At 64.4% G+C, this 13,409-nt stretch carries 11 protein-coding genes and 1 tRNA gene; 6 read left to right on the top strand and 6 right to left on the bottom strand.

Annotation, left to right across the window (positions count from 1 at the left end):
• Positions 1 to 93 precede the first annotated feature (93 nt).
• Entirely contained in the window at positions 94 to 384 is a 291-nt protein-coding gene (locus BQ7471_RS06780; RefSeq protein WP_076466233.1) for a WXG100 family type VII secretion target, read from the top strand.
• Between the two features lie 121 nt (positions 385 to 505).
• Here the strand turns inward: BQ7471_RS06780 and groL are convergent, their stop codons facing one another.
• Positions 506 to 2,131 (bottom strand): chaperonin GroEL, encoded by a 1,626-nt coding sequence (gene groL / locus BQ7471_RS06785; RefSeq protein ID WP_076465137.1) that lies wholly within the window; start codon positions 2,129 to 2,131, stop codon positions 506 to 508.
• 299 nt (positions 2,132 to 2,430) lie between these two features.
• Positions 2,431 to 3,045, bottom strand: a complete 615-nt coding sequence (locus BQ7471_RS06790; RefSeq protein ID WP_235821254.1) for a LytR C-terminal domain-containing protein — start codon at positions 3,043 to 3,045, stop codon at positions 2,431 to 2,433.
• A gap of 133 nt (positions 3,046 to 3,178) precedes the next feature.
• Between BQ7471_RS06790 and BQ7471_RS06795 the strand changes: the two genes are divergently transcribed.
• Positions 3,179 to 3,880, top strand: coding sequence for a uracil-DNA glycosylase (locus tag BQ7471_RS06795; RefSeq protein WP_076465140.1), 702 nt, complete (start codon positions 3,179 to 3,181; stop codon positions 3,878 to 3,880).
• 301 nt (positions 3,881 to 4,181) lie between these two features.
• Here the strand turns inward: BQ7471_RS06795 and BQ7471_RS06800 are convergent.
• The 3 genes from BQ7471_RS06800 to BQ7471_RS06810 form a co-directional block, all read right to left on the bottom strand.
• A tRNA-Thr gene (locus BQ7471_RS06800) sits at positions 4,182 to 4,257 on the bottom strand.
• A 73-nt stretch (positions 4,258 to 4,330) separates the two neighbouring features.
• Positions 4,331 to 5,152 carry a DsbA family protein gene (locus BQ7471_RS06805; RefSeq protein ID WP_076465142.1) on the bottom strand — a complete coding sequence of 274 codons (822 nt, stop codon included), beginning with the start codon at positions 5,150 to 5,152 and terminating at the stop codon, positions 4,331 to 4,333.
• A gap of 60 nt (positions 5,153 to 5,212) precedes the next feature.
• Entirely contained in the window at positions 5,213 to 7,006 is a 1,794-nt protein-coding gene (locus tag BQ7471_RS06810; protein ID WP_076465143.1) for a serine/threonine-protein kinase, read from the bottom strand.
• Positions 7,007 to 7,248: 242 nt separating this feature from the next.
• Here BQ7471_RS06810 and BQ7471_RS06815 point away from each other — a divergent pair, with 242 nt between their 5' ends.
• The 4 genes from BQ7471_RS06815 (at position 7,249) to BQ7471_RS06830 (ending at position 12,557) form a co-directional block, all read left to right on the top strand.
• Positions 7,249 to 8,379 carry an ABC transporter ATP-binding protein gene (locus BQ7471_RS06815; RefSeq protein WP_076466234.1) on the top strand — a complete coding sequence of 377 codons (1,131 nt, stop codon included), beginning with the start codon at positions 7,249 to 7,251 and terminating at the stop codon, positions 8,377 to 8,379.
• A gap of 84 nt (positions 8,380 to 8,463) precedes the next feature.
• Entirely contained in the window at positions 8,464 to 9,720 is a 1,257-nt protein-coding gene (locus BQ7471_RS06820; protein WP_076465145.1) for a DUF4032 domain-containing protein, read from the top strand.
• Positions 9,721 to 9,748: 28 nt separating this feature from the next.
• On the top strand, positions 9,749 to 10,501 hold the full coding sequence (locus BQ7471_RS06825; protein ID WP_076465146.1) for a glycerophosphoryl diester phosphodiesterase: 753 nt from the start codon (positions 9,749 to 9,751) through the stop codon (positions 10,499 to 10,501).
• Between the two features lie 217 nt (positions 10,502 to 10,718).
• Positions 10,719 to 12,557 (top strand): phosphoenolpyruvate carboxykinase (GTP), encoded by a 1,839-nt coding sequence (locus BQ7471_RS06830; RefSeq protein ID WP_076465148.1) that lies wholly within the window; start codon positions 10,719 to 10,721, stop codon positions 12,555 to 12,557.
• A 97-nt stretch (positions 12,558 to 12,654) separates the two neighbouring features.
• Here the strand turns inward: BQ7471_RS06830 and BQ7471_RS06835 are convergent, their stop codons facing one another.
• Positions 12,655 to 13,341 carry a metal-dependent transcriptional regulator gene (locus tag BQ7471_RS06835; protein WP_076465149.1) on the bottom strand — a complete coding sequence of 229 codons (687 nt, stop codon included), beginning with the start codon at positions 13,339 to 13,341 and terminating at the stop codon, positions 12,655 to 12,657.
• Positions 13,342 to 13,409 lie beyond the last annotated feature (68 nt).

The following is a 13,409-nucleotide window of genomic DNA, read 5'->3' on the forward strand; positions in this document are numbered from 1 at the left end:
GCGACGGGTTCGCCTATGGCTTCCCGTCCCGCGCTTTTCTAGCGTCGAAATCAGTTATCCGACCGGATGACGATGATGACGAAGGAGACGGTCATGGCGACCTACATGGTGGATTCCGCTCAGGTGAGCGCAGCAGCTGCGCGGGTCGGAGCGACCAGCGAGACGATTCGACAGCAGGTCCAGGCGATGCTAGCAGAGCTCATTGCCCTCGAGTCGTCATGGAGCGGCGCGGCGCAGCAGAACTTCCAGGCGTGCGTCGCAGGATGGCAGGCGACCCAGGTTCAAGTGGAGGCCTCACTCGATGCGATCGGAGCACAGATGAACACCGCTGCGAGTGTCTACGCCGACGCGGAGGCCCAATCGACGGCGCTCTTCGCCTCCTGAGTGGCGGCGCCCGAGTAGACCAACCTGATAGCCGCATCGGTCATACGCCGACGGGGCCGGCACCCGAAGGTGTCGGCCCCGCCTGATCGCACTAGACGGTTGCCCCGCCGAGAGCGTCGTATCAGTACATGCCGCCCATGCCGGCATCCTCACCTCCGGCGGGTGCCGGGGGCTCGGGCTTGTCGGCGACGACTGCCTCGGTGGTGAGGAACATGCCAGCGATCGACGCGGCATTCTGCAGGGCGGAGCGGGTCACCTTGACAGGATCCGAGATGCCCTGGGCCATGAGATCACCGTATTCGCCGGTCGCGGCGTTGAGGCCGTAGCCGGGCTCCATGCCGGAGACGCGGTCGGCGACGACGCCGCCCTCGAGGCCGGCGTTCTCAGCGATCTGCTTGAGCGGGGACAGGACTGCGATGCGAACGATATTGACACCGGTCGCCTCGTCGCCGGTCAGATCGTCGAGAGCAACGAGGGCGCGGTTCGCAGCCTGGATGAGAGCGACACCGCCACCGGCGACGAGCCCCTCTTCGGAAGCGGCGCGCGCGTTGCGCACGGCATCCTCGATACGGTGCTTGCGCTCCTTGAGCTCGACCTCGGTGGCCGCACCGGACTTGATGACGGCGACGCCGCCAGCGAGCTTTGCGAGGCGCTCCTGGAGCTTCTCACGGTCGTAGTCGGAGTCGGTGTTGTCGATCTCCTGGCGGATCTGGCGGACGCGTGCATCGAGCATGTCCTTGTCGCCCGCGCCGTCGACGATGGTCGTCTCGTCCTTGGAGACGACGATCTTGCGTGCGCGTCCGAGCAACTCGAGGTCGGCGTTCTCCAGGGAGAGGCCCACGGTCTCGGAAATGACCTGGCCGCCGGTGAGGATCGCCATGTCCTGCAGCATCGCCTTGCGGCGATCGCCGAATCCGGGAGCTTTGACGGCGACGGACTTGAAGGTGCCGCGGATCTTGTTCACGACGAGGGTCGCCAGGGCTTCGCCCTCGACGTCCTCGGCGATGATCACGAGGGGCTTGCTGGTCTGCATGACCTTCTCGAGGACGGGGACAATGTCCTTGACGTTCGAGATCTTGGAGTCCATGAGCAGGACGTAGGCGTCCTCGAGGACGGCTTCCTGGCGCTCGGTGTCGGTGACGAAGTAGGCCGACAGGTAGCCCTTGTCGAAGCGCATGCCCTCGGTGGTCTCAAGGGTCGTGTCGAAGGAATTGGTCTCTTCGACGGTCACGACGCCCTCGGCGCCGACCTTCTCGAAGGCCTGGGCGATGAGTTCGCCGATCTCGGGGTCGTTCGCCGAGATGGATGCGGTTGCTGCGATCTGCTCGGTCGTCTCGACCGGCTTGGCGTCGACGTGGAGCTGCGCGACGATAGCCGAGACGGCCTGGTCGATGCCGCGCTTGAGGGCGATCGGGTTGGAGCCCGCAGCCACGTTGCGCAGGCCCTCGTGGACGAGGGCCTGGGCGAGAACGGTCGCCGTGGTGGTGCCATCGCCTGCGACGTCGTCAGTCTTCTTGGCGACCTCCTTGACGAGTTCGGCGCCGATGCGCTCGAAGGGATCCTCGAGCTCGATCTCCTTGGCGACGGAGACACCGTCCTTGGTGATGGTGGGGGCGCCCCACTTCTTGTCGAGGACGACGTTACGTCCCCTAGGGCCGAGCGTCACCTTGACGGTGTCGGCGAGGAGATTGAGGCCGTGCTCCATGCCGCGGCGCGCGTCCTCGTCGAAGTGAATGATCTTAGGCATGTCGTCTATTTCCTTCCGCGATGCGGATCGGGGTCGGTGCCCGCGACGGACGACGCGCGTCCCGCGTTCATGTCCCGCGGTGTGCGCGCCTCACCGGACCCGGTGGTTTTGTCACTCTGCCTTGGCGAGTGCCAACGCCAAGTTTGGCACTCTCGGCATGCGAGTGCAAGACGAAACAGACGGCGTCCCCCTGCCGCCGGGGAGATGAGCGCAGGTATGCGATTGATACAGCGGCGGCGGCAACCGGAAGTTGCCGCCGCAGGGCGCCCTCGTTCGCTACGAGCGCAGCCGGGGTCGCCTCAGCGCAGGATCACCACGATGTCGGGGTCGCCCAGACCCGTTGTCTGCTGCACATTGGAGATCCCCAGGGACGTCCCAACCGCTTGAGCAGTTGCCACCATCGCGGGATCCTCGTAGTAGACGGTCGAGACCTGAGTGATCCATCCCTCTGCATTCGCCGCTGTAGCGCCCGGGAAGCCACTGGTGGCGAGAGTCGCTACATTCTGGGCGGCCAGACCAGCGGTGCCCGTTCCATTGAGGACGGAGATCTTCGCGTTATAGTTGACGACCTGGGCCGCACTGGGCTGCGGATCGGATTGGGGCGTCTCTTGTCGCGCGGCGGACATGGGGCTCTCAGCCGCCGACTGGGCATCCGACTGCGCATTATCTCGGGCGGAGGACTGGGCGCTGGACTGTGGCTGCGATGCCGACTGCGGAGTCGGCGGCTGGTCGGCGGTGTTCGTCGATCGCTGCATCAGCAGGGTGCTCGCCCCCCAAGCGAGCAACGGCACAATGACGAGGATGGCAAGGAATGGCCACACGGCCTTCCACTTCGACGGCTGCGGTCGGTGCATCCCGACCGGCATGTCTTCGCCTGCAACGTCGAATTCATCTCTTGGGTACTGTGAGCTCACGTCTCAAGCCTAACGGGCAAACCCCCATCGTCGGCGCATCGTGTCGGGCGCGCCACACCCGCCCTCACCGCGAATCCGCCGTGATCGAAGTCTCTGGGCGCCCCGATTGAGCGTTGGGCGCTAGTCTGGGCTCGTGACTGATCATGCTCCCAAGCCCCTGTCCGCTCTCGTTGACGACGGGTGGGCCGCAGCCCTCGCGCCCGTGGAGGGCCGCATCCACGAACTCGGCGCCATGCTCCGTGACGAGATCGCCGCAGGGCACGGCTACCTCCCGGCGGGCACGGATGTGCTGCGCGCCTTCACCTATCCCTTCGACGAGGTGAAGATCCTCATCGTCGGGCAAGACCCCTACCCCACTCCCGGACATGCCATGGGCTTGAGCTTCTCCGTCGCCCCCGGGGTCGCAATCCCCCGCTCATTGCACAATATCTTCACGGAGATGGAATCCGACCTCTCACTCCCCCGCCCCACCTCGGGTGATCTGTCCCCGTGGTCTCGCGAGGGCGTGTGCCTGCTCAACAGGGTGCTGACGGTGCGACCCGGTGCTCCCGGCTCGCATCGGCGGCGCGGGTGGGAAGAGGTGACGGAGTGCGCGATCACGGCGCTCGTGCGCAGGCGCGATGAAGAGGGACGACCTCGTCCGCTTGTGGCGATCCTGTGGGGCAAGGACGCCCAGACCCTCGAGCCCCTGCTCGACGGGGTGCCGATCGTGAAGTCCCCTCACCCTTCCCCGATGTCCGCACGCTACGGCTTCTTCGGCTCTCGCCCCTTCTCAAGGGCGAATGCCCTGCTCGCCGAGCAGGGCGCCGCGCCCGTGAAGTGGCAATTGCCCTGAGAGTGTGCGAGGCCCCGCAATAGTGCACACAGTTTTCGCACCGACTGTCGATCACCTTTCAAGCGACATTGCATAACCGCAGTTCACAGGGGTGCGCACCCGCGCGACCCGTGACAGTCTCCAGAAACTGTGTGCGTGTGAGCGGGTTCTCCGTCATAACGGGGACAGTCTTCGATACAGCCGGGAGGCGAACCGGGACAACGCATGATAGAACGAGCACTGACCACTGGTTCGACCATTGGAACGGCCTGCGACTGCACCTGCCGCCATAGGGGCACCCGGTGTTCTTCATTCTACGGACTGGAGCCGCCTATCGGACTCGAACCGATGACCTGCTGTTTACAAGACAGCTGCTCTACCAACTGAGCTAAGGCGGCGCGCCCCCATAGTGTGCCATGGAGGTCGACTACTCTGCGAATCAATCGAATCCGCCGCAACCGAAGAATCGGATTATTCGACGCCGATACCCGCCCGGATGATGCTAACGAGCGTCTGCGCATCAGCTCCGGACAGGTCGATGCGAGTCGAGTGGTCCTTGACGAACTCGGGGGTCCCCAGCTTATCGCCGCGATTCTCAATCGCCGCATTCCTCCACGCGGTCGTCGAGGCCTCGAGATAGTCGGTCGTGACATTCTGCGGAATGGACTCAATGACCTTATCGGGCACGCCGACTTCCTTCGCGAGGACCTTCACCTGCTTCCAGGATGCCTCCCGATTCTGAATGACCTGCCCCTTCCCGGCGTTGTACTGCGTGGAGAAGTAGGAGAGCAGCGAATGGTGGAAGGCCTCCCAGTGCTCCGGATCCTTCTGCGCAACGACGAGGGACGCCGTCGTCGCGGGGTGCATGTACCCCATGTCGACGGTCGTCACCGGTTGGTACTCGATGTTGTATTTGCCGTCCGCGACGTCCCGTGACAGCTCGCTGCCTGCGAGCACATCGATGTCGGCGCAGGCGTGGCACGAGTAATCGAAGTATTCGGTGAGCGTCGGCAGTGATTCGTCCTTCTGCCCCACGCCCAGGTGGGAGACGACGATCGGCGCGCCCGACGCGTAGTCGCCGAGGACCGCCGCAGGATCAGCATTCGCTACCGCTCTTTGTTTGGCGACCTGTTGCCAGATGACGATGCCGACTGCCGCAACGACCGCAATGACAACGACGACGACGAGCGCGATGATGATCGTTCGAGTGCGTTTATCCGCCTTGTCCTGTTCGAGCCGCATCTGCTGCGCCTTTTCGCGCACCGACAGAGCATCGCCCTTCTTATCAGCCATGGTTATCCCTTCACGAATGTCCTGCGAACACCCTACCGACTATGGGGACGCGATGAGCAGTCAGAACCCGGCTCCTGTGAGGATGAACCATGTGGCTCCTACCACGCCGACAGCGAAGACGCAGGCGAGGACGCGGATCCATCTTGGCCCGAGCGCGACAGCGGCGCCGCGTGACAGGCCGTCTCGCAGGTCCGCAGATGTCGGCATCAGCCAGTTGAGAGCGAGAGTCGTCCAGACGACGAACCACAGTGCGACGGACCCGATCCGATCGGTGATGAGAGGGTCGACGCCGATGGTGACGGTCGACGAGGTGAGGATCGACCAGATGCGCCGCCAGTCCGCCCATCCAGTGGTGTTAAAGGTGTAGATGATCCACGCGGCGTAGGGGATGATCGCCCCGACTGCGATGCCCCAGACGAGTGCGGCCGCCGATCTGATTGCGAACAGCGGGGATAGGGCGATCATCCACGCCGTGTCCGAGGTGCGCTGTCCCTGGGCGCGCAAGCGCCTCATCTCCCGGTATCTCAAGCAGCCACCGACGATGGAGATGAGCAGCAGAATCGCGAGGACGAGGACGCTGCCCGCCATGCCCATGGTGAGCGGGAGCATCGCGAGCGGCATCATGAAGAACAATCCGACCAACCAGGCGGTTGCAGGAAGCCGGGGCGGGTACGCCGGTTGCCCGATGGGCGCCCACACCGATTCCGGCGAGGCGGGGGCCGCAGCGGGGGCGAGTGATTCCCAGCCGTTGAACGGGGCGGACGTCTGGGGTACGGGAATCTGGGGAACGGGTTGCGCAAGGGGCGCTGCCGCGTGGGACGGCGCGAATCCGGCGTCGACGCGGGGCTCGACTGCCGCCAGATCGGAGCCCCCCTGCCAGGCGGGCTCCGAGATCGTACCGGGGGTCGACAGGGCGGCGGTCGCATCCGAAGAGGGCAGCGCCCGTGTCCGCGCGAGGGGTGTCGCATCGACGCGGATGACCGCGGCGGGAAGAACATCGGTTGCGGGCAGGGTGTCGTAGAGCCCCTCCCATGCGACGTCGTCGATGGAGTCGACTCCGCCGGGCAGACCGTAGGCGGCGTAGAGCTTCCCGACGAGGTCGGCCGGGTCCGGCCGGGCAGCCGGGTCGGGGGACAGCGCTGCTTCGAGCGCCCCGGCCACGGCGGGGGCGAGTCCGCGCACATCCGGTTGCCCATCGAGGACGCGCATGATGATGCCTTGGATGTCCCCCGTCCCATAGGGCGGGCGCCCCGTCGCCGCGGTGAGGAGGGTGGCGCACCACGCCCACCAGTCCGTCGCATTCGAGGCGTCCTGCGCCCGCAGTAATTCGGGGGCTGTGTACCCGGCCGTCCCCGAGACGAGGCCGGTCTGGGTGAGGCGCTCGTCCCCGTCGCCCTGCGCGATGCCGAAGTCGATGAGGATGGGCCCCTCATTCGAACAGATGATGTTCGAGGGTTTGATGTCGCGGTGAATGATGTGCGCGTCGTGCACGGCGTTGATGGTCTGCGCCATATGCGTCGCGAGCGCAGTGACGACCGGGAGCGGGAGGGGACCGCACTGAAGGATGGACGTGAGGGTGGGGCCCTCAATGTATTGGGAGACAACAAAGGGCTGTGTCGCGTCGGTTTCAATGTCGAGGACGTGGGCGACGGCGTTAGAACGGACGGAGTTGACGGTGCGAGCCTCTCGGGCGAGGCGGGCCCTGGCGGCTTCAGAGGCGGCGAGGGCGGGGTGGACGAGTTTGAGCGCCACACGGGTGCCACCCCCGTCCTCGGCGAGCCACACGGTTCCCGCGCCGCCCGCACCAAGGCGGTGAAGCAGCTTATAGCCGCCGATGTCGTCGCCCTCGTTCACACCCTCAGATTACAGGTGCAGGCAGGCGTTTCGAGTTCTCACCGACCCGGGCCGGGTCAGTGGGCACCTGATCGGTGCCGAGGGGTGTTACGCGCCTCACTTTGTCTGAGTCGTTTTCAGTGCTAGGTTTAAGGAGGTTTCGCGGCGCCACAGCGATTCCCTCGTCAGTGAAGACGCTGATCGAGTACAACGACCCACTCGGATCGTCCGGCACGTACCTGCCGGTGGGAGGAATACAGAAAATGGCAACAGTAACTTTTGACAAGGCCACCCGTATCTACCCGGGTAATGACAAGCCCTCGGTTGATCAGCTCGATCTGAAGATTGAAGACGGTGAGTTCCTCGTCCTCGTCGGCCCCTCCGGCTGCGGAAAGTCCACGTCGCTGCGCATGCTCGCAGGTCTTGAGGACGTCAATGAGGGTCGCATCTTTATCGGCGATAAGGATGTCACCGACGTTCCCCCGAAGAACCGCGACATCGCGATGGTCTTCCAAAACTACGCCCTCTACCCGCACATGACCGTGCGTGAGAACATGGGTTTCGCTCTGAAGATCGCGGGCACCCCGAAGGAAGAGATCGCCAAGCGCGTCGACGAGGCGGCTCGTATTCTCGACCTCGAGCCCTACCTCGACCGCAAGCCGAAGGCCCTGTCCGGCGGTCAGCGTCAGCGCGTCGCGATGGGTCGCGCCATCGTCCGCAAGCCACAGGTCTTCCTCATGGATGAGCCGCTGTCGAACCTCGATGCGAAGCTGCGCGTCCAGACCCGCACCCAGATCGCGTCCCTGCAGCGTCAGCTCGGCGTCACCACCGTCTACGTCACCCACGACCAGACGGAGGCCCTTACCATGGGCGACCGCATCGCGGTCCTCAAGGACGGCCTGCTCCAGCAGGTCGGCACCCCGCAGGAGATGTACGACCGGCCCGCCAATGAGTTCGTCGCAGGCTTCATCGGCTCGCCTGCCATGAATCTCGGCAAGTTCAACGTCGAAGGCAATGTGGCCAAGCTCGGCCCGGCGCGCATCCCGCTGTCGGCTGAGACGGTGGCGGCAGTAACCCCCGAGGACGGCGGCAAGATCACCATCGGCTTCCGCCCCGAGAGCATGGACCTCGTCACCGACGACGACCCGCTCACCATCCCGATCGAGGTCGACTTCGTCGAGGAACTCGGCTCGGATGCCTACGTCTACGGACACCTTGCGGGCGTCGAGACCGGCACCGGAATCGGCTCCGCTGACGAGGACGCCGCGAAGCAGTTGATCGTTCGTGTGCCTCCGCGCACCGCGCCGGCCCGCGGAGGCACAATCCGCGTCCGCATCCGCCCCGGACAGCAGCACAACTTCTCCGCTGCCACCGGAATGCGCCTGCCCGACTGATCAGTCCTCTCGGTTGACCCCGCCCAGTGAGGCGGGGTCAACCCGTTTTCGCCACTCCGCCAGATCGAATGAGACGCTGATTCCATGGCTGACGCATTTGAGATCATGGCTGCGAAGGTCGACCCCGCCCTCCTCGACCTGCCATGGGACACTCCCTTAGAAGAGTGGCCTGATTCACTGCTCGCAGCGCTGCCCCGCGGCATTTCCCGCCATGTTGTCCGATTCGTCGAGTTGTCCGACCGAGTCATCGCAGTCAAAGAGATTGGATCGACGGTCGCCCATCACGAGTATGAGATGCTGCGCGACCTCGCCCGCCTCGATGCGCCCTCGGTCATTCCGACGGCGGTCATCACGGGCAGGCGGTCCCCCTCGGGCGAAGAGCTCAACGCCGCCCTCGTCACCGATCACCTGCAGTTCTCCCTGCCCTACCGGGCGTTGTTTCGCCGCCATATGGGGGCGGAGAACGCGACCCGCCTCATTGATGCACTCGCCGTTCTTCTCGTGCGACTGCACCTGCTTGGCTTCTACTGGGGCGATGTCTCCTTGTCTAATACCCTGTTCCGCCGCGACGCCGACGCCTTTTCGGCCTATCTGGTGGATGCCGAGACCGGGGAGCTGCACCCGAAATTGACACCCGGCCAGCGCGAGTACGACGTCGACTTGGCACGCGTCAATATCATCGGCGAACTCATGGATCTCCAAGCCGGCGGTTTCTTCCCCGAGGAGGCCGACCCGATTGAGGTCGGCGACCGCATCCGTTCGCGCTACTACGACTTGTGGAATGAGCTGACGAGCAGCGAGACCATTGAGGCCGACCAGAAGTGGAAGGTCGCCCAGCGGATCAGTCGCCTCAATGAGCTCGGCTTCGATGTGGGCGAGTTGCGGATGTCGTCGGTGGCGGGCACCGCTCAGCTCGACATTCAGCCGAAAGTCGTTGATGCGGGCCACCACCACCGCAAACTCATGCGCCTGACGGGCATGGACGTGGGCGAGAAGCAGGCCCAGCGCCTCCTCAACGACATCGACACCTATCGCATGGTGTCCGGCAAGGAGAATCTGTCCCTTGAGATGGTCGCCCACGACTGGGTGAACGCGATGTTCGAGCCGCTTATTGAGGCGATTCCCCCGCAGCTCGCGTCGAAACTCGAGCAGGCGCAGATCTACCACGAGTTCCTCGAGCACCGCTGGTTCCTCGGCGAGCAGTCGGGCCACGATATCCCCTATGACGAGGCCGTTCGCTCGTATATCGACACTGTTCTGTCCACGAAGCGCGATGAAGCGGTCTTCATCGAACCGGATTCGGATGTGCCGACCCCGTCGTCGAATCCCGACCTGTGGTAAAACACTGTCATCACATCGAAGGACCCGTATGTCTGAATTCCCCCGCATCTACGGCCACCGCGGAGCGCCCTCGTTGGCGCCCGAGAACACGATCGCGTCTTTTTCGAAGGCGATGGAGGCGGGTGCGCGCTGGTTCGAGTTCGATGTCGACATCATCGGCGATGGCTCGCTCATTGTGATCCACGATGACACCCTCGACCGGACGACGAATGGTTCGGGGCGCTACTACTCGCTGTCGTATTCCGATATCCGCAGACTCGACGCCGGGAAGTGGTTCTCCGACGTGTACCGCTTCGAGCGGATCCCGGAGGCCGCTGATGTCATCGAATTCGCGAATACTGCGAATATGGGCATGAATCTGGAGATCAAGCCCTGCTTCGGCGGACCCGCCCTGCGTGAGCGCCTCATTGAGAACATCACGGTGGCACTCGAGAAGGTCAAGCGCCCGGACCGGCTCATCGTGTCCTCCTTCGATCACGAGGCCCTTGCCCGTTTTCATACGCTCAACCCGGATGTCGCCCTCGGCTGGCTCTTCGAGCGAGAGAATCAACTCGGACCGACGTGGCAGGAGGGCGCGGCCGAGATCGGGTGCGCGGCGATCCACCCCGACCTCGATGGGCTCACGCAGGCCGAGGTCGCCCAGATGCGCGAGGCCGGATTCGATGTCAATGTATGGACGGTGAACGACGTCGATCAGGCTCTCGAACTCGCCTCATGGGGCGTTACCGGGATCTTCACGGATCGCCCGCAGGACTTCCCGCCCGAGGCGCACGTCCTGTAACGGGTTCGTCCACATGGAGGGGTCATCCACAAGGATGGCCCCTTTGCGCATGTCTGTGACCTTTGTTCCTTGCTATCGCGCATCGATTCTCTCGAAACGACATCGAATCCCTCACACCCAATTATTCAATGTCCCGTAATTGAAACTACGACGTACCGTAGTTAGGCTGTGTTTCAAGAGGGCACGAGTAGCGTGCCACCGATCAGGAAGAGAACCCATGAACGTCGCAACAATTCACCGCTATCTTGACGAGGGCGGAGTCGCCAACTCCGCCATTCGCTCATTCGTCGAAGAGTGGGCACTGCTCACCGAACCGGATCGCATCGAGGTCATCAGCGCCGAGGACGACGCACGCCTCATCGCCGAAGCCCTCGATGCAGGGGAGATCCTCCCCGCAGGCAAGGGACGCTACTACACGCGCTCCCACCCCAAGGACACCGCCCGATCCGAGGGCCGCACCGTCGTCGCTACCGCCGACCCCGCAGATAAGGGCGTCTACAACAACTGGCGCCCCTCCGCGGAGATCCTCGCCGCTCAGCGCGCACACGTTGCAGGAGCCCTCGCGGGCAAGACGATGTACGTCATCCCGTATCTCATGGCAGTCCCGGGCTCCGCCCTCGCCCCTTTCGCCGCGGGAGTCCAGCTCACCGATAACCGCGTCGTCGTCCTGCAGATGATCCGAATGGCCCGTGTCGGCCTGCACCTCTTCGAGGAGCTCGCAGATCCGTCCTTCTTCGTTCGCTCCGTTCACGTGACCGGCGACCTCGACGCCCTCGGCCAAGGAACGGACGATGACCAGCGCCTCTTCGCGACCATCGCCGATCAGCGCCTCATCATCCACTACGGCTCCTCCTATGGGGGCAACGCCCTCCTCGGGAAGATCGCCCACAGCCTGCGCCAGTCCGCCTACGACGGCTGGAAGTCCGGGAAATTCCTCGCCGAGCAGTTCATGCTCCTCGGCATCGTCGACACGCAGACTGGCCGGACCTACCACGTCTGCGGCGGCTTCCCCTCGGCCTCCGGCAAGACGAACCTCGCAATGACCCTGCCGCCCGACGCCCTCGGGGACCGTTATCGTGTCGAGTTCTACGGCGACGACATCACCTGGCTGTGGGCGGGTGAGGACGGACGCCTCTACGGAATGAACTCCGAGAACGGCGTCTTCGGAGTCGCCAAGGACACGAATGAGGCGACGAACCCGGCGGCCCTATCGGCGATTCAGGAGGACAGCGGCGTCCTCTTCACGAATGTTGCCTACAACGAACGCACCCAGGAGGTCTGGTGGGAGGGACGCACGCCCGAGCCGCCGAGCGACCTCGACGGATGGCTCGATTGGACGGGCGCGCCGATCAGTGAGCGTGCTGAAGAGGACAAGGACCTGCCCTGGGCCCACCCGAACAGCCGTTTCGCGACCGGCCTCGGCAATGTCGCGACTGTCGCCGCGGACGCCTCCTCTCCGGCGGGCGTCCCGATCGACGCAGTCATCTTCGGCGGGCGCACCCGGGATCGCGAACCCCTCATCCGCGCCATGAGGGACATCGCCGAGGGCGTCTACGACGGCCTCACACTCGGCGCGGAGGCGACTTTCGCCGCCGAGGGCGTCGAAGGACAGCTGCGCTACGACCCCATGTCGATGCGCCCCTTCATGTCCTATCCGGAGGGAGACTACGCTGCTCACTGGTTGAAGATCCTCGGAGGCCTCAGCAAGCCCCCGGTCTTCGCTCACGTCAACTGGTTCCAACGCGATCCCGACGACGGGCATTTCCTCTGGCCCGGATACCGCGACAATCTGCGTGCACTCTTGTGGCTCATGGACTACCAGGACGGTCGCGCCCGGGGGACGGCAACTCCCGTCGGCGTCATCCCGACCGCAGATGAGCTCAATCGCGAGGGCCTCACCATTTCGGATGGGGACCTCGCTCGCCTGCTGACGATTGACGTCGACAGGTGGAGGCAGGAGATGGGCTTCCGGGGCGAGCACCTCGATCGATTCGCGAATCTGCCCGAGGAAATCCGTTCCGTGCACGCTCGAATCGAGTCGGAGCTTACCCGCTGATACTCGGGGTGGGCGGTCACATCATGGGGAGACCGCCCACCCCGCTCCACGCTTGTGGAAGCGAGCGCCGATGCGCCGGTCGCACCGGCGGGGAGGCTCAGCGAGCCCGGGACACCCACACGGCGGCTGCGGCGATGCCACCCAGGTTGATGGGCTCGTGATCAACGATGCTCACGCGCACGCCATCAGAGAATGGTTCGGGCTCGAGGACGGTGAGTTGAGTGCCGTAGACGATTCCCCTGTCGGCTAGGAATCGCAAGAGTTCCGGATCATCATCTGAAATGCGTTCGACGCGGACCCGCTCAGCCGCTGCCGCATTGGAGGCGATGTCGGCGAGAGAGTGCGACGAATAGGCAGGAAGGGCGCCATTCTCATCGGGGATGGGATCGCCGTGAGGGTCTCTCAACGGGTGCCCCAGATGGGCGTCGATGCGGTCGATCATGAAATCGGAGACCGCGTGTTCAAGCACTTCGGCTTCGTCATGGACTTGATCGGAGCGATAGTCGAGCACCTCGACGAGGAAAGCCTCGATGAGGCGGTGCCTGCGCACCATGGCGAGGGCGATCGCGAGCCCCTCCTGCGTCAGCGCGACCGCCCCGTAGGGGGCGTGGGTGAGGTATCCCAAGTCGGCGAGTTTGCGGATCGCATCCGATGCCGTCGATAGTTTGACGCCCGTTTTGGCCGCGATGGTCGATGCCGTGACCGGTTGGTCCGACCACTCCCCCAGCGTCCACACCGCTTTGAGATAGTTCTGGCTGCTCGCCGACAGTTGAGATGTCGTCATATCCGTAGAGTATCAATGCGGTCGGTCAGAACTCCCATGTCCTCATCGCAGCATCCTTCGGCCGCGCC

This window comes from Actinomyces mediterranea (genome assembly GCF_900155595.1).
Classification (GTDB): domain Bacteria; phylum Actinomycetota; class Actinomycetes; order Actinomycetales; family Actinomycetaceae; genus Pauljensenia; species Pauljensenia mediterranea.